The 21,152-nt window shown below is 66.4% G+C and carries 17 protein-coding genes; 9 read left to right on the forward strand and 8 right to left on the reverse strand.

What is annotated here, in order from left to right; translation table 11 throughout:
* Nucleotides 1-430: 430 nt before the first annotated feature.
* The gene (locus ACSYS9_RS04115; RefSeq protein ID WP_343124123.1) at nucleotides 431-1,618 is read left to right on the forward strand and encodes a mechanosensitive ion channel family protein; all 1,188 of its coding nucleotides are present in this window, start codon (nucleotides 431-433) and stop codon (nucleotides 1,616-1,618) included.
* 56 nt (nucleotides 1,619-1,674) lie between these two features.
* Here ACSYS9_RS04115 and ACSYS9_RS04120 read toward each other — a convergent pair whose 3' ends face one another.
* Genes ACSYS9_RS04120 through typA form a run of 3 tightly spaced genes read right to left on the reverse strand, consistent with a single transcriptional unit; the run spans nucleotide 1,675 to nucleotide 5,665 of the window.
* The gene (locus tag ACSYS9_RS04120; RefSeq protein WP_071229495.1) at nucleotides 1,675-3,297 is read right to left on the reverse strand and encodes an amidase; all 1,623 of its coding nucleotides are present in this window, start codon (nucleotides 3,295-3,297) and stop codon (nucleotides 1,675-1,677) included.
* 41 nt (nucleotides 3,298-3,338) lie between these two features.
* Nucleotides 3,339-3,806 (reverse strand): DUF2127 domain-containing protein, encoded by a 468-nt coding sequence (locus ACSYS9_RS04125; RefSeq protein WP_049422416.1) that lies wholly within the window; start codon nucleotides 3,804-3,806, stop codon nucleotides 3,339-3,341.
* Between the two features lie 11 nt (nucleotides 3,807-3,817).
* On the reverse strand, nucleotides 3,818-5,665 hold the full coding sequence (typA, locus tag ACSYS9_RS04130; protein WP_010483969.1) for a translational GTPase TypA: 1,848 nt from the start codon (nucleotides 5,663-5,665) through the stop codon (nucleotides 3,818-3,820).
* 273 nt (nucleotides 5,666-5,938) lie between these two features.
* Here typA and ACSYS9_RS04135 point away from each other — a divergent pair, with 273 nt between their 5' ends.
* The 6 genes from ACSYS9_RS04135 (at nucleotide 5,939) to ACSYS9_RS04160 (ending at nucleotide 12,678) form a co-directional block, all read left to right on the forward strand.
* Nucleotides 5,939-6,430, forward strand: coding sequence for a peptidylprolyl isomerase (locus ACSYS9_RS04135; RefSeq protein ID WP_004153629.1), 492 nt, complete (start codon nucleotides 5,939-5,941; stop codon nucleotides 6,428-6,430).
* 118 nt (nucleotides 6,431-6,548) lie between these two features.
* Nucleotides 6,549-7,535 carry a malate dehydrogenase gene (locus ACSYS9_RS04140; protein ID WP_004153634.1) on the forward strand — a complete coding sequence of 329 codons (987 nt, stop codon included), beginning with the start codon at nucleotides 6,549-6,551 and terminating at the stop codon, nucleotides 7,533-7,535.
* Between the two features lie 158 nt (nucleotides 7,536-7,693).
* Entirely contained in the window at nucleotides 7,694-8,308 is a 615-nt protein-coding gene (locus ACSYS9_RS04145) for an RluA family pseudouridine synthase (RefSeq protein WP_032129767.1), read from the forward strand.
* 668 nt (nucleotides 8,309-8,976) lie between these two features.
* Nucleotides 8,977-10,857: a propionate--CoA ligase gene (gene prpE, locus ACSYS9_RS04150; RefSeq protein ID WP_049400974.1), complete on the forward strand. Its 1,881-nt coding sequence runs from the start codon at nucleotides 8,977-8,979 to the stop codon at nucleotides 10,855-10,857.
* Nucleotides 10,858-11,072: 215 nt separating this feature from the next.
* On the forward strand, nucleotides 11,073-11,576 hold the full coding sequence (locus ACSYS9_RS04155; protein WP_049461269.1) for a hypothetical protein: 504 nt from the start codon (nucleotides 11,073-11,075) through the stop codon (nucleotides 11,574-11,576).
* A 46-nt stretch (nucleotides 11,577-11,622) separates the two neighbouring features.
* Nucleotides 11,623-12,678, forward strand: coding sequence for a suppressor of fused domain protein (locus ACSYS9_RS04160; protein ID WP_071229487.1), 1,056 nt, complete (start codon nucleotides 11,623-11,625; stop codon nucleotides 12,676-12,678).
* Between the two features lie 67 nt (nucleotides 12,679-12,745).
* Here ACSYS9_RS04160 and ACSYS9_RS04165 read toward each other — a convergent pair whose 3' ends face one another.
* The 4 genes from ACSYS9_RS04165 to yczE form a co-directional block, all read right to left on the reverse strand.
* Nucleotides 12,746-13,357, reverse strand: a complete 612-nt coding sequence (locus ACSYS9_RS04165) for a glutathione S-transferase N-terminal domain-containing protein (protein ID WP_032130478.1) — start codon at nucleotides 13,355-13,357, stop codon at nucleotides 12,746-12,748.
* A gap of 84 nt (nucleotides 13,358-13,441) precedes the next feature.
* Entirely contained in the window at nucleotides 13,442-13,900 is a 459-nt protein-coding gene (locus tag ACSYS9_RS04170) for a cell wall hydrolase (RefSeq protein WP_004154513.1), read from the reverse strand.
* A gap of 297 nt (nucleotides 13,901-14,197) precedes the next feature.
* Entirely contained in the window at nucleotides 14,198-16,228 is a 2,031-nt protein-coding gene (locus ACSYS9_RS04175) for an NADPH-dependent 2,4-dienoyl-CoA reductase (RefSeq protein WP_071229485.1), read from the reverse strand.
* A gap of 376 nt (nucleotides 16,229-16,604) precedes the next feature.
* Nucleotides 16,605-17,234, reverse strand: coding sequence for a membrane protein YczE (yczE, locus tag ACSYS9_RS04180; RefSeq protein WP_071229484.1), 630 nt, complete (start codon nucleotides 17,232-17,234; stop codon nucleotides 16,605-16,607).
* A gap of 330 nt (nucleotides 17,235-17,564) precedes the next feature.
* On the opposite strand from yczE, the gene ACSYS9_RS04185 reads away from it, so the two are divergent.
* The gene (locus ACSYS9_RS04185; protein WP_132809226.1) at nucleotides 17,565-18,527 is read left to right on the forward strand and encodes an IS110 family transposase; all 963 of its coding nucleotides are present in this window, start codon (nucleotides 17,565-17,567) and stop codon (nucleotides 18,525-18,527) included.
* A 114-nt stretch (nucleotides 18,528-18,641) separates the two neighbouring features.
* Here ACSYS9_RS04185 and ACSYS9_RS04190 read toward each other — a convergent pair whose 3' ends face one another.
* The gene (locus ACSYS9_RS04190; protein ID WP_071229155.1) at nucleotides 18,642-19,661 is read right to left on the reverse strand and encodes a zinc-binding alcohol dehydrogenase family protein; all 1,020 of its coding nucleotides are present in this window, start codon (nucleotides 19,659-19,661) and stop codon (nucleotides 18,642-18,644) included.
* A gap of 357 nt (nucleotides 19,662-20,018) precedes the next feature.
* On the opposite strand from ACSYS9_RS04190, the gene ACSYS9_RS04195 reads away from it, so the two are divergent.
* Entirely contained in the window at nucleotides 20,019-21,110 is a 1,092-nt protein-coding gene (locus ACSYS9_RS04195) for an OmpA family protein (RefSeq protein ID WP_010483958.1), read from the forward strand.
* Nucleotides 21,111-21,152 lie beyond the last annotated feature (42 nt).

The following is a 21,152-nucleotide window of genomic DNA, read 5'->3' on the forward strand; positions in this document are numbered from 1 at the left end:
ATCCACGCCATGCGTGGATGAATCACTATGGAAATCGAATATTTCGATATCTGTGAGATTTGAGCCGAGCATGGCTCGGCTCTACAGAAATGCCGACAGATCGCAGAAGACTGTCGAAGGCGGGGTGGGTCCGGTTGCGGGGGCGTGAGCCGCATGGATGCGGCGACCGAGCTTACATGGGTGAGGGCGCTTTGCTTGCGAAGCACTGCTTCGCAAGCGCCCGAACGCACAGCCGCCGGCGGCTGGGCCGGGCCCCGGAGGGGGACTTGCAGCGTCCCCCGCAACCGGACCCGCCCCGCCACCCCACAGGAAACCCGCTTCTGCTTCGGCTGTTGCTGTTGCTGTTGCTTCGGCTCGCAGCAGGTGCAGGGCTGCAAGCCCTGCCGACCAACACCCTTCTTACGAACGACTGACGTGACACTCATGCGTCATGCGCGAGGCTGTCCGCTTGGCTGTTCGAGTGGAGGTGGCAACGGTGCACTGGCAAATCGCACAGGCCTACGCATGGCCGTTGGGATTGGCAGCAGTAGTGGGCGGTATCGGCGCGTGGCTGATCCTCTGGATCTACCATCGATTGAAAGGGCGTGATCGCCGGCGCGCACGCATCGGTCGCGTGCTCGGGTTGCCACTGGCCACCGCATGGCCGCTGCTGTTGTTGATCCCCGCATTGCAGGCCACGCCGCTGCAGGATCCAGTGCTGGGCAACCTGCAGCATGTGCTGCACATCGCGCTGACCGCGTGCTTCATCTGGTTGCTGGTACGCGCGGTGGCGGCGGGCGAGCGCGCGATCCTGCGCAGTCATCCCATCGATGTCGCCGACAATCTGGAAGCGCGCCGCATCCAGACCCAGACGCGGGTGCTCAGCCGCGTGCTGATGGGCGGCATCATCGTGCTCGGCGCATCGCTGGTGCTGTTGACCTTCCCGATGGTGCAGAAGATCGGCACCGCGCTGTTGGCATCGGCAGGCCTGATCGGCCTGGTGGCGGGTATCGCGGCCAAGCCGGTGTTCGGCAACCTGATCGCTGGCCTGCAGATTGCGGTGACGCAGCCGATCCGGCTGGATGACGTGGTGATCGTCGAGGGCGAGTGGGGCCGTATCGAGGAGATCGGCAGCAGCTACGTCGTGGTCCGTATCTGGGATGAGCGACGGATGGTGGTGCCGCTGACCTGGTTCATCGAAAACCCGTTCCAGAACTGGACGCGGCGTAGCGCCGACCTGCTCGGCACCGCGTTCCTGTGGTTGGACTACCGTGCGCCGATTGCCGCGATCCGCGCTGAGCTGGAACGCATCTGCCGTGGCGAAGCGCTGTGGGATGGCCGGGTCTGCGTGACCCAGGTGACCGAGACCAGCGAGCGTGCAATCCAGGTGCGCCTGCTGGTCAGCGCGCGCAGCTCGGGCGATGCCTTCGATCTGCGTTGCCTGGTGCGCGAGCGCATGCTCGATTTCCTCGCGAGCGAGCATCCGCAGTCGCTGCCGCAGGTGCGTGCGCGGCTGCAACACGAAGATGAGCTGGATATGCCGCGCGGTCCACGTGCACGCACCGCGGATGTGCGTTCGCCGGGTGCTGAAGATGGTGAGGCGGCGATCGTGCCGGTGGAGCCGGAACCCGGACGGTAGCGCCGGCCGCTGGCCGGCAACGCCGGATCTGCCGGCCAGCGGCCGGCACTACCGGATCACGGCTCGCCAGCGTCGATCAGTGCGTCGGTATCGAAGTGCGGTGGTCGCCGCGCGCGCGTGCGCTGCTCATAGGCGTAGGCCATCTCGATCAGCTTCGGCTCGCTCCAGGCGGTGCCCATGAACAGCAGACCGACCGGCAGACCATCGATCTGCCCCATCGGCACGGTGAGGCTGGGATAGCCGGCCACGGCGGCGGCGCTGTAGCTTTCACCGGGGAAGTCGTCGCCTTCGCTGCGGATCGGCCATGCCACGCCGGTGGTCGGCGCCACCAGCGCATCGAGCTGGTGGGCGGCGAGGGCAGCATCGATGCCTTCCGGGCCGGCCAGCCGGCGCGCATCGCTGCGGGCGCGGATATAGGCGGGGTCGGCCAGGCCGGCGGTGGCATCGGCCTCCACCAGCAGCTCCTGGCCGAACAGGCCCATTTCCTGCTTGCTGTGCGCCTGGTTGAAGGCGATCAGTTCGGCCAGGCTGCGCAATGGTGCGCGGTGGGTGCTGAAATAGCGCTCCAGCCCGGCCTTGAATTCGTACAGCAGCAGCGTGCGCTCGGCCTCGGCCCAGGCGCCCTGGTTGGGCAGCTCCACCGGCACCACCACGGCGCCGGCGCGGCGCAGCTCGGTCGCCGCCTGTTCGATCAGTGGCGGCATGCCACGGTACTTCAGCAGCGGTGTCTGCAGCAGGCCGATGCGCTTGCCGCGCAGGCCCTGCGGGTCCAGTCGCGCGGTGTAGTCGTAGACCGCACGGCCGGGCATGGTCGCGGTGGCCGGATCGGCATCGTCGCGGCCGGCGATCGCGGTCAGCACGGCGGCAGCGTCGGCGACGCTGCGTGCCATCGGCCCGGCAGTGTCCTGGCTGAAGGAGATCGGGATGATGCCGTCGCGGCTGACCAGGCCGACCGTCGGCTTCAGGCCGACCACGCCGTTGATCGCCGCCGGGCAGACGATGCTGCCGTCGGTTTCGGTGCCGATCGCCACGCTGGCCAGGTTGGCGGCCACGGCCACCGCGCTGCCGCTGCTGGAACCACACGGCGAATGGCTGATGCGATAGGGGTTGCGGGTCTGGCCGCCACGCGCGCTCCAGCCGGAGATCGAATCATTGCCGCGGAAGTTGGCCCATTCGCTGAGGTTGGTCTTGCCCAGCACCACCGCACCGGCGTCGCGCAGCCGGCGCACCAGGTAGGCATCGTCCGGACGGAAGCCCTGCAGGGCCAGCGAACCCGCACTGGTGGCCATCGGCGCGGCGTTGATGTTGTCCTTCAACAGCAGCGGGATGCCATGCAGCGGGCCGCGCAGGCGGCCGCCACGGCGTTCGCGGTCGCGCGCGGCGGCTTCCTTCAGGGCATCGGGGTTGAGCTCGATCACCGCGCGCAGGCGCGGCCCGGTGCGGTCCAGCGCGGCGATGCGCTGCAGGTAGGCCTGGGTCAGGGTGGTGCTGTCCAGTTCCCCGGCGGTCATCCGCGCCTGCAGGTCGGCAACATCGGTTTCGGCGTACGGGAACGGCACGTTGCGGCTCGCAGGTTCGGCCGCATGCGCGCTGGGCGTGGCCGGGCTGCAGCCAGCCGAAAGCAGCGCCGGCAGCGCGGCGAGCAGGCAGGTCAGCAGAGGCGGCAAGGACGGGCGCATGGGGCGGCTTGGTCGGCTCCAATCCCCAGTGTAGCCGGTGCTCAGCGGTGGCGCTTGCGCAGGTCGCGGGCGAGCACGTAGACCACGATCAGGTTGATCGCCAGGATCGTCCACGACGGCCAGCCGGGGTGGCGGATGATCGCGAAGATGTCGAAAGGCAGGTACAGGGCGGCGGTCAGGCAGCCCAGCCAGGAGGCCCAGGCCTTGGCCCGCCACAGGCCCCAGGCTTCGACCAGGTGCAGCAGGCCGTAGCCGATCATCCCCGCCGCGGCCAGGTGGACCGCGTCGGGGCTGATCATGTGCAGCAGCGAGGGCAGGGTGCCATGGTCCGGATCCAGGCTGAAACGCCGGATCAGGGCCATGATGCCGTGCCGTAGCGGCTGCGGTCCGAGCACTTCCAGCCCGGTGGCGGCCAACAGCGCCAGCATCGCCTTGCTCGCTTCGAGCAGGGCGATGACATGGAGACCCGGATGCCGGTGTGGATCCGGGTTGTAGCCGCTCAGGTTCACGGGGTGCTGGCTCAGCCGCCGCGCGAAGCCTTCTTGCGGTCGCTTTCGGTCAGGAACTTCTTGCGCAGACGGATCTCCTTCGGGGTGATCTCGACCAGCTCGTCGTCTTCGATGAAGTCCAGGGCCTGTTCCAGCGAGTACTTGATCGCCGGGGTCAGCTGGATCGCATCGTCCTTGCCCGAAGCGCGCATGTTGGTCAGCGGCTTGGTCTTGATCGCGTTGACGGTCAGGTCGTTGTCCTTGGAGTGGATGCCGACCAGCTGACCTTCATACACGTTGTCGCCTTCAGCAGCGAACAGCTTGCCGCGCTCCTGCAGCGGGCCCAGCGAGTAGGCCGGCGTGGTGCCCGGCGCATTGGCGATCATCACGCCGTTGATGCGCTTGGCGATCGCGCCCTGTTCCTTCGGACCGTAGTGGTCGAACACGTGGAACAGCAGGCCCGAACCCTGGGTCAGGGTCTTGAACTCGTTCTGGAAACCGATCAGACCACGGGCCGGGATCGAGTATTCCAGGCGCACGCGGCCCTTGCCGTCCGATTCCATGTTCTTCAGCTGGCCCTTGCGGGTGCCCAGCTTTTCCATCACGCCGCCCTGGTGGATTTCTTCGATGTCCACCACCAGCTGCTCGATCGGCTCCATCATCTGGCCGTCGATTTCCTTGATGATCACTTCCGGGCGCGACACGGCCAGCTCGTAGCCCTCGCGACGCATGTTCTCGATCAGCACCGACAGGTGCAGTTCGCCACGGCCGGAAACCAGGAACTTGTCGGCGTCTTCCAGCTGCTCGACCTTCAGCGCCACGTTGTGGACCTTTTCACGGTCCAGGCGGTCCTTGATCTGGCGGCTGGTCAGGAACTTGCCACCGGACAGGTCCTTGTTGCCGGCGAACGGCGAGTTGTTGACCTGGAAGGTCATCGAGATGGTCGGCTCGTCGACGGTCAGCGCCGGCAGCGCTTCCGGGAAGTCCGGTGCGCAGATGGTGTCGGAGATGGTCAGCTCCTGGATGCCGGAGATGGCCACGATGTCGCCGGCCTCGGCCGAATCCTGCTCGATGCGCTCCAGGCCCATGAAGCCCAGCACCTGCAGCACCTTGCCGTTGCGCTTCTTGCCTTCACGGTCGATGACCGCGACCTGCATGTTCTTCTTCAGGGTGCCGCGCTGGATGCGGCCGATGCCGATCACGCCCACGAAGTTGTTGTAGTCCAGCTGGCTGATGCGCATCTGGAACGGGCCTTCCGGGTCCACTTCCGGACGCGGCGCGTGCTGCATGATCGCTTCGTACAGCGGGGTCATGTCGCCATCGCGCACGGTGTCTTCCAGGCCGGCGTAGCCGTTCAGGCCCGAGGCGTAGACGATCGGGAAGTCCAGCTGCTCGTTGGTGGCGCCGAGCTTGTCGAACAGGTCGAAGACCTGGTCGATCACCCATTCCGGACGGGCGCCCGGACGGTCGACCTTGTTGACCACGACGATCGGCTTGAAGCCCATCGCGAAGGCCTTCTGGGTCACGAAGCGGGTCTGCGGCATCGGGCCGTCCATCGCATCGACCAGGATCAGCACGGTGTCGACCATCGACAGCACGCGCTCGACCTCACCACCGAAGTCGGCGTGGCCGGGGGTGTCGACGATGTTGATCCGGTTCTTGATGCCGGTCTTCTTGTCTTCCCAGGTGATGGCGGTGTTCTTGGCCAGGATGGTGATGCCGCGTTCCTTTTCCTGGTCGTTGCTGTCCATCACGCGCTCGGCGAGGACGGTGCGCTCGGACAGGGTGCCGGACTGCTTCAGCAGCTGGTCGACCAGGGTGGTCTTGCCATGGTCGACGTGGGCGACGATGGCGATGTTGCGAAGATTTTCGATGGACATACGAAAGGGGGCCAGTCGGCGCCGGATTTGGAAAAAGAAGTCCAACATTATACGTCGAACTTGACGATTCGCGAAAAGGTGGATTTCACACCCGTCATGGGGCCCATTCAGCTGGGGGCCGTGGCGCCGGTCGAGGCCGCCTGGCCTACACCGCGGGGCACCCCGTCCCGTGGCTGAAGCCCGGATCTGCGCCCATGGTCGAAGCCGCCGCCGCCACGAGGCAGGTGTAAACTAGGTGGCTAGACGCGTTCCCCATCTGCATCAAGGATCTTCATGTCCCTCATCGCCACTTTCGACACCACCCAGGGCCCGATCAAGGTCGAGCTGTTCGCCGACAAGGCGCCGCTGACCGTGGCCAACTTCGTGAACCTGGTCAAGCACGGTTTCTATGACGGCCTGATCTTCCACCGCGTGATCGCCGACTTCATGATCCAGGGCGGCTGCCCGCAGGGTCGTGGCACCGGCGGCCCGGGCTACAAGTTCGAAGACGAGAAGAATGGCGTGAAGCACGAGGTCGGCTCGCTGTCGATGGCCAACGCCGGCCCGAACACCAACGGCAGCCAGTTCTTCATCACCCACATCAAGACCGACTGGCTGGACGGCCGCCACACCGTCTTCGGCAAGGTCCTGGAAGGCCAGGCCATCGTTGATTCGGTCAAGCAGGGCGACGTGATCCATTCGATCACCCTGGAAGGCGACGTCGACGCCGTGCTGGCCGCCCAGGCCGAGCGCGTCGCGGAGTGGAACAAGCACCTCGCCGCCTGATCCCCCTTCGAAACGGCCACCCTCGGGTGGCCGTTTCCCTGTTCCCCGCCGCCCGCCAGGCCTGCGTGGCCACGCCCGCGGCGTCCCATCAAACGCTTGCAAGCAAGAGGAAACCCCCATGAAAGCACCCGTTCGTGTTGCCGTGACCGGCGCCGCCGGCCAGATCGGTTATGCCCTGCTGTTCCGCATCGCCTCCGGCGAAATGCTGGGCAAGGACCAGCCGGTCATCCTGCAGCTGCTGGAACTGCCGGTCGACAAGGCCCAGGCCGCCCTGAAGGGCGTGATGATGGAGCTGGAAGACTGCGCCTTCCCGCTGCTGGCCGGCATGGTCGGCACCGATGATGCCGAAGTCGCGTTCAAGGACGCCGACATCGCCCTGCTGGTCGGCGCGCGTCCGCGTGGCCCGGGCATGGAGCGCAAGGACCTGCTGCTGGAAAACGCCAAGATCTTCACCGCCCAGGGCGCGGCGCTGAACAAGGTCGCCAGCCGTGACGTGAAGGTGCTGGTGGTCGGTAACCCGGCCAACACCAACGCCTACATCGCGATGAAGTCGGCCCCGGACCTGAAGCCGGAGAACTTCACCGCCATGCTGCGCCTGGACCACAACCGCGCGCTGAGCCAGCTGTCGACCAAGCTCGGCAAGCCGGTCGGTGGCATGGAGAAGCTGGTCGTGTGGGGCAACCACAGCCCGACCATGTACCCGGACTACCGTTTCGCCACCGCCGATGGTGCGTCGATCGCCGATGCGATCAACGACCAGGAGTGGAACGCCAACACCTTCATCCCGACCGTCGGCAAGCGCGGCGCGGCGATCATCGAAGCCCGTGGCTCGTCCTCGGCTGCTTCGGCCGCCAACGCAGCCATCGACCACGTGCGTGACTGGGTGCTGGGCAGCAACGGCAAGTGGGTCACCATGGGCGTGCCGTCCGACGGTTCCTATGGCATTCCGGAAGGCGTGATCTTCGGTTTCGCGGTGACCACCGAGAACGGCAAGTACACCCTGGTCAAGGATCTGCCGATCGACGACTTCAGCCAGAAGTACATCGACAAGACCCTGGCCGAGCTGGAAGAAGAGCGCGCCGGCGTCGCCCACCTGCTGGGCTGATGCAGGCGGTACCGGCTCCGGCCGGTACGTCTTCCATCGAGGTAGGTGCCGGCCGTTGGCCGGTACGTGATCCAGAAGGTAGGTACCGACCGTTGGTCGGTACGCAGCAACGGGGAAGCTCAGGCTTCCCCGTTGCTGTTTGAGGAATACAGGAACTGATGATCCACCTGCATTACATCGACGACGCGCTGCTGGTGGCCGAGAAGCCGGCAGGCCTGCTGTCCGTGCCTGGCCGCAGCGCCGAGAACCAGGACTGCGTGGTCGCGCGCCTGCAGGCGCTGTACCCGGATGCATTGACCGTGCATCGCCTGGACCAGGTGACCTCCGGCCTGCTGCTGCATGCGCGCGGCAAGGACATGCAGGTGGCGTTGTCGATGCAGTTCGAGCAGCGCCAGGTTGGCAAGCGTTACGAAGCGATCGTGGAGGGGCTGCTTGAAGGCGATGCCGGCGAAGTGGACCTGCCGTTGATCGTGGACTGGCCGAACCGGCCGAAGCAGATGGTCGATCACGAACGCGGCAAACCGGCGCTGACACGTTGGCACGTAATGGCACGTGATGTTGAAGCGCAGCGCACCCGCGTGGCGTTGGAACCGATCACTGGCCGCAGCCATCAGCTGCGCCTGCACATGGCCAGTCTCGGCCATCCCATCGTTGGCGATGTGCTGTATGACGCCGCGCCGGCGCAGCGTGTGCATCTGCATGCGCGCAGCCTGCGGTTCACCCATCCGGTGACGGGCGAGGCGCTCGCGTTCGAGTCCGCGACTCCGTTCTAGGGGTTCGGCAGGGCTTGCAGCCCTGCACCTGCAGAATCAACGTCAACGTCAGAAGCGGGCTATCCGTGGGTTGGCGGGACGGTGTCGGAGTGCGGGGACGCCGCAAGTACGTCCCTGTAGGCTTGGCAGCCGCATCCATGCGGCTGACACCCCGCACTCCGACACCGTCCCACCTTCGACAGGTTCCCGCGGCTGTTGGTAGCTGCGGCTTTGTTCCGCGCGGCTGTTGGTAGGTGTCGACCTTGGTCGACACGATTTTCCTTTCAGATATCGATTGAATCATCCACGCATGGCGTGGATCTACCGTGTCGACCAAGGTCGACACCCACCAGAGCAGTCGACCAAGGTCGACATCTACCAGAGCAATACGCCGTTCCGACAGATCGCAGGAAACTGTCGAAGGCGGGGTGGGTCCGGTTGCGGGGGCGTGAGCCGCATGGACGCGGCGACCGAGCCTCCATGTACGGATTTACGGCGCCCCCCGCAACCGGACCCACCCCGCCATCCCTCAATGGCCCCGCTTTTGACGTTGACGTTGACGTTGATTCTGCAGGTGCAGGGCTGCAAGCCCTGCAGAACAGAACCCCACCCCCTACCAAGGTAGGGCGGCCCGCGCGCCAGCGCCGGACTATCCTCGAACCCATGACTTTGTCTGGGAGGGCTGCGTCATGAACTACGAGGAAACCTACCGTCGCTCGATCGACGAGCCGGAGGCCTTCTGGGGCGAGGAAGCCAAGCGCATCCATTGGCACAAACCGCCGCAGCAGGTGCTCGACTACAGCAACCCGCCGTTCCGGCGCTGGTTCGTCGGTGGTGAAACCAATCTCTGCTACAACGCCGTCGACCGCCACCTGGCCGAGCGCGCCGACCAGCTCGCGCTGGTCGCCATCTCCACCGAAACCAACAGCACCCGCGAAATCACCTATCGCCAGCTGTATCGCGAAGTGAACGACTTCGCCGCCGTGCTCAAGCACCTCGGCGTCGGTCACGGTGACCGCGTGGTGATCTACATGCCGAACATGGCCGAAGCCGTGTTCGCGATGCTGGCCTGCGCGCGCATCGGTGCGGTGCACTCGGTGGTGTTCGGTGGCTTCGCCGCGCACAACCTGGCGCTGCGCATCGACGATGCCAAGCCGAAGCTGCTGATCGCGGCAGATGCCGGCATGCGCGGTGGCAAGCTGATTCCGTACAAGCCGATGGTCGATGCAGCCTGCGCCGAAGCCACGTCGCCACCGCCGCACGTGCTGATCGTGTCGCGTGGGCTGGATGCCGCCGAACCACGCGTGCCGGGCCGCGATGTGGACTACGCCGAGCTGCGTGCGCAGATCGGTGAAGTCGACGTGCCGGTGCAGTGGCTGGAAGCGAGCGAGCCGAGCTATCTGCTGTATACCTCCGGCACCACCGGCAAGCCGAAGGGCGTGCAGCGCGATGTGGGGGGCTATGCGGTGGCGATGGCGCAGTCGATGGAAACGGTGTTCGACTGCAGGCCGGGCCAGGTGATGTTCTCCACCTCCGACGTCGGTTGGGCGGTCGGCCATTCCTACAACGTGTACGGCCCGCTGATCGGCGGCTGCACCTCGCTGCTCTACGAAGGGCTGCCGACCAACCCGGATCCGGGCATCTGGTGGGCGCTGTGCGAGCAGTACAACGTGCGCACGATGTTCTCGTCGCCCACCGCCATCCGCGTGCTGAAGAAGCACGACGCGGACTTCATCCATCGCCACGACCTGGGCGCGCTGAAGTACCTGTTCCTGGCCGGCGAGCCGCTGGACGAACCGACCGCGCACTGGATCAGCGAAGCGCTCGGCAAGCCGATCATCGACAATTACTGGCAGACCGAAACCGGCTGGCCGGCACTGACCCTGCTGCCGGGCCTGGAGATGAAGCCGGTGCGTTTCGGCTCGCCCGGGTTCCCCAATCTCGGCTACCGGATGAAGGTGATCGACGAGAACACCGGCGAGGAAGTGGCACCGGGGCAGAAGGGCGTGCTGGTGGTGTCGCCGCCGCTGCCGCCGGGCTGCATGAGCACGGTGTGGAACGACGACAGCCGTTTCCTGCAGAGCTACTTCAGCCACTTCAAGGAGCTGCTGTACAGCTCGCTGGACTGGGCGATCCGTGACGACGATGGCTACACCTTCATCCTCGGCCGTACCGACGATGTGATCAACGTGGCCGGGCACCGCCTGGGCACGCGCGAGATCGAGGAGGCCATTTCCAGTCATCCGCGCGTGGCCGAGGCGGCGGTGATCGGGGTCAAGGACGAACTGAAGGGGCAGGTGCCGCTGGTGTTCGTCACTCTCAAGCAGGGGCTCGATGGCGAGGATCCGGCGCCGGTGGTGGCCGAGATGATGGCGACGGTGACGACTTCGCTTGGTGCGGTCGCGCGCCCGGCGCACGTGCACGTGGTCAATGCCTTGCCCAAGACCCGCTCTGGCAAGCTGCTGCGGCGCTCGTTGCAGGCGCTGGCCGAGCAGCGCGACCCGGGTGACCTGTCGACGCTGGATGATCCCAGCGCGCTGGAGGAGATCCGCCGCGCGCTGGGACGCTGACCCGGTAGTGCCGGCCGCTGTCCGGCCCCCCCATCAATCCCGAGGTTGCCGGCCAGCGGCCGGCACTACCCGCAGCACTTGCGCTAAGCTCGGCCTGTCATCGACCTGCAATACACGGTGCGCGCCGGGGAAGGCGCGTGCCGTCCGGGGATGGCACACAGGGGAGCGTGCCCGCCAGGGCGCGCCGGCATTGCGCATCGAGGGAGGGGGAGGCAATGGCTTTGCTGCACGCCAAGACGGCTGCTGGCCGTCAGGAAATCGAAGACCGTGGTCGGCGTCTGCCGGCGGCACTGCGTTCGATCCTGCTGATGGTCGACGGCCATCGCGATGACACTGAATTGCGCGGCCTGTTCGAAGGCCTGCGGGCACCGCCGGATGCACTGGAGCAGTTGGCCGCGCTGGGCCTGATTGAAGTGATCGGCGGAAGTGTCGAAACCGCACCGACGCGCAGCATCAGCACCGGCCGTGAACAGGACCCGGCGCTGTACCAGCAGCTGTACGACGCGATGAGTGAGGCCGTGCGTCGGCATCTGGGCCTGAAGGGCTATTTCATGCAGTTGAAGATCGAACGCTGCACCGATGCGCTGGCACTGGAGCGCCTGTGCCCGGAACTGCTGGCGGCGGTGGGCAAGGCGCGTAGCCCGGCATTGGCGCAGCGCTGGTGGCAGGAGACCCAGGCGGCCGTGGTCAATGGTGGCGGCGAGGTCGTGCAGGCCTGAGCCACCGCGTAAAGTGATCGGTTCACTTCCCCACAAGGAGTCCCGCGTGCAGGACGACCACGACGACACCGATACCCCCGGCTGGGACGCGATCAATGCGGCGCTGGCGCCGCTGTATGCCGGGCAGGAACCGCGTCACTTCGGCACCGCGCTTCCGTACACGCTCGGTGGCCAGGATCCGCTCGATGGCATCAGCGTGTACTGGGCGGATGCGCCGGTACCGCATTGGCATTACATCACCTACGGCTTCTCCGAGCTGTACGCAAAGGAGAGCAGTGATGCCACCGCCAGTGGCTATGGTTTCGAGCTGACCTTCCGCCTCGCTGCCGACGCCGGTGAGAACGCCGGCAGCACGCCGCCGGTGTGGCCGATGAACCTGCTGCAGAACCTGGCGCGCTATGTGTTCGGCAGTGGCAACGTGTTCGAGGATGGCCACCACCTCAACGCCAACGGCCCGATCGCGTTGGAGACCAACACGCGCTTGTGCCATCTGGCCTTCGTCGCAGATCCGCAGTTGCCCGCACGCGACACCGCCAATGGCCACCTGCAGTTCCTGCAGCTGGTCGGGTTGACCGATGAGGAGATGGAAGCGGTCAAGCGCTGGTCGACGCGCGGCGTGCTGCAGGCGCTGCAACCGGCGATGCCGCTGTGGATCAGCGACCTGCATCGCGGCAACCTGCTGGAGGATCCGGCATTGGCTGCACAGGTGCAGACCGGCAGCGAGCGCGAGGGCTCCAGCACCGGCATGCTGTTCATCGAGACGCTGGACTGGCGCCAGGAGGCGGGCGTCACCACCCTGGTGCTCGGTGCGGGCCAGGTGGCCAGCGTGTGCGAGCTGCTGCCATTGCGCCTGCGCCACGGCAAATCACTGGAACTGGTCAGCCGCGAGCGGCAGTGGGAATTCATTCCGGCCGCGGGCGGTGAAACCAGCGAGGTATCGGCCGACAGCGCGCGCTGGGCACTGGACGAGACGGGTCTGGAAGCCTTGGCGGGCGTGCGTGCCGAGCGCGGCATCTACCCGGTGGCGGCGGCGCTGCGCATCGAAGTGGTGCCGACCTACCTGCGCGATGCCAAGGGCGAAGTGATCCGCCAGATCGGCTGAGCGTGGCGATTGCACCGATGGGGGCAGAGCCGTCTGCTGTGCAGACGGCTCCGACCCATGGTCTGGCTCAGGCCAGGCCTTCGGCCTTCAGCGCGGCCTGCACGCCGGCATCGGCATCCATGCGCGCCTTGTAGGCGGCCAGGTTGTCCAGGCCGGACAGGTCGACCTTGGTGCCGGCGGCCCAGCGCAGCGTGATGTAGAAGTACGGGTCGGCGAAGCTGCGGAAGCCGGCCAGCCACGGCTTGTCGGCCAGCTGCTTGTCGGCTGTCTCGAACAGGGCGCGCAGGCGCTTGTGCGCGGCGGCGCGGATCGCATCGAACTGGCTCTCGTCGGCAATGAACTTGCCCGGCGCGAACAGCGGCGAGAAGGCCGGATGCACATCGGAATTGACGAAGGCCAGCCAGCGGGTGGCTTCGGCGCGCTGGCGCGGGCTGCCGTCGCCGCCGAGGCCGGCCTGCGGGAAGCTGTCGGCGATATAGCCCATGATCGCGGCGTTCTGCAGCAGCACAAAGTCGCCGTCGACCAGTGCGGGGACGGCACCGGCCGGATTGATCTTGAGGAATTCCGGGCCCTTCAGGGTGTCCTTGTTCAGCAGTTCAACCTCGAACGGCTGGCCGGTCCACTGCAGGGCGATGTGGTCGGCGGTGGAACAGGCACCGGGCTTGCTGTACAGCTTCATGGGAACTCCAGGTGATGCGGGCGGGAAACGCCCACTATCCCAGAGCTTGCCAGCGGGCGGCAACGCTGCCGCCAGCACGGATCGTTACGACTGCCGCGGCTTGAGGTTCTGCACCTTATAGAAGGTGTGATCGCCGATGGTGGCCACCTGGTAGGCATTGCGCCAGTTCGGGCTGGCAATGGACAGCGCGGCGAAGTGGCTGGCACCGGGCACGATCTCGCGGCGCTCGCCGGCCGGCAGCGCCCAGTTGCGCTCGGCGTCGAAGGCCACGTTCATCGCCTCGCTCCAGGCCGCATCATTGCCCAGCTGGGTGCCGGGCGAGACGATGGTCGGTGCGAACTGCTTGCGCGCGGTGACCACCTGGCACATGGAGTCGCCCCACAGGCCACTGTCGAGGCGGCGCAGGGCGACCTCGGCGACGGCCTGCTGGCCACGCAGGGTCTGGTCGCGGGCTTCCAGGTAAACGGTGGTGCTCAAACACAATGAATCAGCGGCCGGCTGAGGCAACAACTGCGACAGCCAGAGAATCCAGGCCAGTTTCATATAACTCCTTGCTCCGTATGGGCCGCACGCTCCGGTTCCGGCCGCGGGGGCGACAGGAGGCGGGGTACGACTTGGCGTCATGGGGAGGCGGCCATCGGGGCCGCCCCGTGGGCAGCCCCAAAAGAAACGATCAGTACCGATCGAGGGGCTGCGCCGGCTCACCGGAAACTGGCTGGTGAGCGGAAAGATGGCGCAAGGTAGGGGGGGATAGCCGAACGCATCGTGAACCGCCCGGCTTGACATTCAGGTTCGGCAGGGGTGACGGAAATCACATTCCGCCCCCCATTCAGGCGCACATCAGAGCGCGGCGGCCACCCGGCTGCCCTGGTCGATGGCGCGCTTCGCATCCAGTTCGGCGGCCACATCGGCACCCCCGATCAGCTGCGCGTTGATGCCGGCGGCCTGCAGTTCGGCCTGCAATGCACGGTTCGGTTCCTGCCCGGCGCAGATCACCACGTGGTCGACCGGCAGCAGCTGTTCGCTGCCTTCCACGCGGATGCGCAGGCCCTCGTCGTCCACGCCCAGGTACTCGACGCCACCGAGCATGCGCACGCCCTTGGCCTTCAGTGTGGCGCGGTGAATCCAGCCAGTGGTCTTGCCCAGTCGCGCGCCGGGCTTGCCCGGGCTGCGCTGCAGCAGCCAGAGCCGACGCGGTGACGCCTCGACCTCGGGCCGGCCCAGCGAGCCGCGGGCCTCGAACGCGCTGTCCACGCCCCATTCGGCCATCCAGCGTTGCGGGTCGAGGGAGGGTGACTCACCTGCGTGGCTGAGGAACTCGCCGACATCGAAGCCGATGCCGCCGGCGCCGATGATCGCCGCATTGGTGCCCACTTCAACCCGGCCCAGCAGCACGTCCAGGTAGCTGACCACCTTGGCGTGGTCGGCGCCGGGGAAGTCGACCTTGCGCGGGGTGATGCCGGTGGCCAGCATCACCTCGTCGAAGCCGGCCAGGGTGGCGGCATCGGCGCGGGTGCCGAGGCGCAGCTGCACGCCGGTTTCGGCCAGCGTGTGGCGGAAGTAGCGCAGGGTCTCGTGGAACTCTTCCTTGCCGGGGATGCGCTTGGCCACGTTGAACTGGCCGCCGATCTCCTCGTTGGCATCGAACAGGGTGACCTGGTGGCCGCGCTGGGCAGCGACGGTGGCACACGCCAGGCCTGCCGGGCCAGCACCGACCACGGCAACTTTCTTCGGCGTGGCGGTGGGGCGATAGACCAGCTCGGTCTCGTGGGCGGCGCGCGGATTGACCAGGCAGCTGGCCAGCTTGTTCTCGAACACGTGGTCCAGGCAGGCCTGGTTGCAGGCGATGCAGGTGTTGATCGCCTCGGCGCGGCCGGCACGGGCCTTGTTCGGCCATTGCGGGTCGGCCAGCAGCGGGCGCGCCAGCGACACCATGTCGGCACCGCCGCTGGCGAGGATGCGCTCGGCGACGTCGGGCATGTTGATGCGGTTGGTCGCCACCAGCGGCACCTTCACATGCGGCTTGAGCTTGGCGGTGACCCCGGCGAAGGCGGCGCGCGGCACCGAGGTGGCAATGGTCGGAATACGGGCTTCGTGCCAGCCGATGCCGGAATTGATGATCGTCGCGCCGGCGGCCTCGATGGCCTGCGCCTGCTGCACGATCTCCTCCCAGTTGCTGCCGTCCTCCACCAGGTCCACCAGCGACAGGCGGTAGATGATGATGAAGTCCGGGCCACAGGCCTCGCGGATGCGGCGCACGATCTCGACCGCGAAGCGCATGCGCTGGTTCGCATCGCCGCCCCAGCGGTCGGTGCGCTTGTTGGTGCGCGGGGCGATGAACTCGTTGATGAGGTAGCCCTCCGAGCCCATCACTTCCACACCGTCGTAGCCAGCCTCGCGGGCCAGCTTCGCGCTGCGTGCGTAGTCGGCGATATGGCGCTCGACGCCACTGGCCGACAACGCGCGCGGGGTGAACGGGTTGATCGGGGCCTTCAGCTTCGACGGTGCCACCGACAAAGGGTGGTAGGCATAGCGGCCGGCATGCAGCAGCTGCAGGCAGATCTTCGCGCCGTGCTGGTGCGCGGCGGCGGTGAGCTGACGGTGCGGGCGTACTTCCCAGGGCCAGGACAGCTTGCCGCCGAACGGCTTCAGCCAGCCGACCACGTTCGGCGCGAAGCCGCCGGTGACGATCAGGCCGACACCGCCCTCGGCGCGTTCGGCGAAGTAGGCCGCCAGCCGCGGGAAGTCGCGGGCGCGATCCTCCAGGCCGGTGTGCATCGAGCCCATCAATACGCGGTTGCGCAGCTGGGTGAAGCCCAGGTCCAGCGGGGCGAACAGATGGGGGTAGGCGCTTTCGTTGGCTGGCGACATTGTCGATACGCTTGCGTACGGAAGCGCGAAGCGTGCCGCGAAACGGCGGCCGGGGCAAGGGCCGGCCTTTGGGTAGTGCCGGCCGCTGGCCGGGTACGCTCGGCACATGCGTGCTGTCGCTCCCGCAATTCGCTGCGCGAACCGCGGGCCCCACTTACCGGCCTCCACGCCCCCGCGCCTGCGGCGCTCCCCCCGAACTCCGGGGGGTAGTGCCGGCCGCTGGCCGGGTACGCTCGGCACATGCGTGCTGTCGCTCCCGCAATTCGCTGCGCGAACCGCGGGCCCCACTTACCGGCCTCTACGCCCCCGCGCCTGCGGCGCTGCCCCCGAACTCCGGGGGCGGTAGTGCCGGCCGCTGGCCGGCATCCCGATCAGCTCAGGGGGACTGCGGCTGCCGGCCAGCGGCCGGCACTACCGGGGTGCGACCGATCCCGAACCAGCCCAGCGTGACACCACACAGCGGGCCGATCAGCAGGGCGAAGGCGAGGGTGCCGAGGCCGACATTGCCGCCCAGCCACCAGCCCAGCAGCAATACGCTGCCTTCGATCAGGCTGCGCACCTTCCAGATCGGCCAGCCGGTGCGGGCATGCAGGCCGGTCATCAGGCCATCGCGGGGCCCGGGGCCGAGCTTGGCGCCGATGTACAGGCCGGTGGCCAGCGCGACCAGCAGCATGCCGGCGCAGAACATTGCCAGCTGCCAGCCAAGGCCGACGGCCGGCGGCAGCAGCCATAGCCCGAACTGCGCGGAGGGGCCGATCAGCATCACGTTGAGCACGGTCCCTACACCCGGCTTCTGCCGCAGCGGCCACCACAGCAGCAACACCAGTGCGCCGATGACATTGGTCGCCAGGCCGAACGACAGCGGCGTCTGCGCGGCGATGCCCTGTGACAGGACATCCCAGGGCGCCACGCCGATGGCCGCACGGATCATCAGCGAGGCGCCGAAGCCGTACAGGAACAGGCCGGTGATCAGTTGCAGCAGGCGCAAGGGCAGGGCGGTGGGCATGACGGTCTCGGGGGAGGGGAATCTGTTCCCACCGTAATCCCGATTCAGTCACTTCCATAGATACAGATGCCGATCAATCCGCCGGTACAGTGGCGTCGAGCGTGCTTGTATGTTCCTCCCGGCTCCTACGAGGTATGTAGGAGCCAGGGTGGAGGGACCGTCAAGCATGCATCTGCGGATACTAGCCGACAGACGAGTCGAGCGATCCCCATCCCGCACACGAACGTCGATAAAGGATCGTACGGCCCCCAAAGGGGATCGTCGATGTAGGCAAGCTAACGTCGGTGCGGTACCACCCCAGCCCCTTAAAGATAGCTGGGAGCCGTACAAATGTCTGATTCTCTCGATATTGGCGTGGACGTGGACTCCAAGGAGTTCGTACCGGCAGTGGCCGACCGCAAGGCCGGCGACAGGATCGCCAACACCCGGGCCGGCATAGCCCAGTGGCTCAACACCTTGCCCCAGCGATGCCGGATTGGCATGGAGGCGACGGGGCGATACTACGAGTTGTTGGCTCGGATGGCTGGCCAGGCAGGCCACGTTGTCTATGTGATCAATCCACGTCTGATCAAGCACTACGGCCGGGCGACGGGCTCGCGTGGCAAGACGGACGCCATGGACGCCGAAGCGATCGCCCGGTACGTGAAGAAGGAGAACGATCGCCTGCGTGAATACGTACCGCGTACCGATGAGCAGCAGCAGATGCACGATTTGCTGCGCAAGCGGCAGACGCTGGTAAAGACACGCGCGCGCCTGGAGCAATCCTTCGGGGTAAGCAAAAGTGCCCCCGGGGAGCTGTCAGATCTGTTCTGCGCTCTGGCTGGGACGCTGTCCGAGCTGGAAAGCGAACTGCAGCGCTTGGGTCGCGATGGAGAGCATGGCACGCTCTACAAGCGCCTGTTGACCATCCCTGGTATCGGCCCCGCCGTCGCCGCTCACCTGATCTACTACATGACGCGCTGGCCGTTGGCCAACGCCAACGCGTGGATCGCCTGCACGGGCCTGGATCCCCGGCCCAACGAGTCTGGCGGCAGAACGGGACGGCGTCGGCTGTCCAAACAGGGCGCGCCAGTGCTGCGCCAGATGCTCTACATGGCCGCCATGGGGCTCAAGCGGTGTCGCCAGGGGCAACCGCTCTACGACGAGCTGTCAAAACGCGGTCACCCCAGCACCGCCGTCTTCAACATCCTGGCCAGAAAGCTGGCCAGGATCGCCTGGGGTGTCTTCAAAAGCGGCCGGGACTTCGATCCGGCCATGCTGAAGGTGGGTCAAGCCTGCTTCCAGCAGGCTTGACCACGAACATAGGATCTCGACTGCTCCTGATGAATCAGTCGAGCACGCTCGGCGCTACGATCAGACCGCACGGCCGGGCATGGGCTCGGCTTTACAGCGGCGCTCCAGCCTGGCTCAGTCGCCCCAGCCTGCCAGCGCCAGCTTGCCCACCGTGCGTCCGCTGGCCAGGCGCTGATGCGCGATGTCCAGATTTGCCGCATTGATCGGGCCCAGGCTTTCACTGAGGGTGCCGCGCAGCTGGCCGGCATCGATCATGCTGGCCGTGCGGCTGAGGATGCGGTGCTGCTCGATGCAGTCGGCAGTGGCAAAGCGCGAGCGCGCGAACATGAACTCCCAGTGGATGCCGATGCACTTGGCTTTGTAGGGATCGCCGATGCGCAGCGGCCCACGCGGCTCGACGATCAGGCCCACATGTCCCTGCGGCGCCAGCAGCAGGCCCAGTTCGTCCCAGTAGTGATCGGTGTCGGCCAGGTTGAGTGCGACCTGCACCGTGTCGATGCCCAGCGCCTGCAGTTGGGCCTGAAGTGGTTGCCGGTGGTCGATCACGTGCCGGGCACCCATCTGCCGGCACCAGTCGGCCGAGGCCTCGCGCGACGCCGTGGCGATCACCTCGAAACCCGCATGGCGGGCCAGCTGGATTGCCATCGAGCCGACCCCGCCCGCACCGCCGATCACCAGCAGGTGCTGGCCGGCGTGGCGGCGATCGTCCAGCCGCAGCGGCATGCGCTCGAACAGCAGCTCCCAGGCGGTGAGCGTGGTCAGCGGCAGCGCTGCGGCTTCAGCGAAATCCAGCGTGGTTGGCTTGCGCGCGACCAGGCGTTCATCCACCCAGTGGTACTGCGCATTGCAGCCGGGGCGGGTGACATCGCCTGCGTAATAAACCTCGTCACCGGAGGCAAACAGGCTCGCCTCGTCGCCGATTGCCTCGACCACGCCGGCAGCGTCCCAACCCAGCACGCGGGGTGCCTGGAGCGTGGCCGGATCCGTGCTGGCGCGCTGCTTGCCATCGACGGGGTTGACTGAAACCGCCTCGACCCGGACCAGCAGGTCACGGCCCCGGGGAGGCAGCGGCGGAGGCAGGTGGATATCGCACAGGGCAGGGGCGGATTCACGACTCAGGGCGACGGCTTTCATCACGGCTCCGGCTGGGTTCGTGGCTCCATCATAAGGTTCCTCACGTTTCCGCAGACGCGCTGAACCGTTTGATGCAGCGCGCCGCGCAATATGTCGTTTTCCCCGCCTAAACCCCGTCAAACCCTTGCAGCGTGAGGGTCTTGCGGATTTTCATCATCCTGTATAGGGTTTCAACGTCGGACCGGCGGACGGTCGGGCGCAACACTTCACATGTTACGGGACTGTTAACATGGCCTTCACCCGCCTGAGCATAATGTTCGCGGCGGTGGCGTGCTGAATCGGCTGTCGTACATCGACGCACTTGTGCTGGCCCATGCCTCTACCGGTTTCATACCCCCGAAATAGGAGCTGTACTCAATGAACAAGAAGATCCTTACTGCCGCGCTGCTGGGCGGCCTGGCTTTTGCCCAGGCAGCTTCGGCGCAGGAGTTCGATGACCGCTGGTACCTGACCGGTTCGGCCGGCTTCAACTTCCAGGACAGCGACCGTCTGACCAATGACGCTCCGTTCGTGACCCTGGGCCTGGGCAAGTTCATCAGCCCGAACTGGTCGCTGGACGGTGAGCTGAACTATCAGAACCCGAACTTCGATTCGAACAAGGACCTGAACTGGTCGCAGTACGGCGTCTCGCTGGACCTGCGTCGCCACTTCATCAAGGAAGGCCGCGGCTGGAACCCGTACATCGTCGGTGGCCTGGGCTACCAGAAGTCGGAAGAAGAGTACCCGGCGCTGAATGCCAACGGTCCGCGCCAGCGTAAGGACGGCAACGTTGCCGCCAAGCTGGGCGTCGGCCTGCAGACCACCTTCGAAAAGCGCGTTGCTGTCCGCGCCGAAGTGGCTTACCGCGCTGACTTCGACGACCAGAGCGTTGCCGCTCCGAAGGAAGACTGGTTCGGTGACGTGCTGGCTTCGGTCGGCGTCGTGATCCCGCTGGGCCCGGCTCCGGTCGCGGCTGCTCCGGCTCCGGCTCCGGTTGCCCCGAGCTGCGCCGACCTGGATGACGACGGTGACGGCGTCAACAACTGCGACGACAAGTGCCCGAACTCGCAGCCGGGTCAGACCATCGGTCCGGACGGTTGCCCGGTTCCGGTCTCCATCGACCTGAAGGGCGTCAACTTCGACTTCGACAAGTCGAACCTGCGTCCGGACGCCGTGGCGATCCTGAGCGAAGCCACCGAGATCCTGAAGCGTTACCCGGATCTGCGCGTTGAAGTCGCCGGTCACACCGACTCGAAGGGTACCGACGCTTACAACCAGAAGCTGTCGGAGCGTCGTGCTACCGCCGTGTACAACTACCTGACCAAGAACGGCGTTGACGCCGGTCGCCTGGTCGGCCCGATCGGCTACGGCGAGAGCCGTCCGATTGCTCCGAACACCAACCCGGATGGTTCGGACAACCCGGAAGGTCGCGCCAAGAACCGTCGTACCGAGCTGAACGTCCAGAACTAAGTTCTGACGCTCTGCCAGTAGGACACAGCAGGACCCGGCTTC

The sequence above is a fragment of the Stenotrophomonas sp. STK17_22 genome (genome assembly GCF_051983905.1).
In the GTDB taxonomy this organism is placed as follows: domain Bacteria; phylum Pseudomonadota; class Gammaproteobacteria; order Xanthomonadales; family Xanthomonadaceae; genus Stenotrophomonas; species Stenotrophomonas maltophilia_A.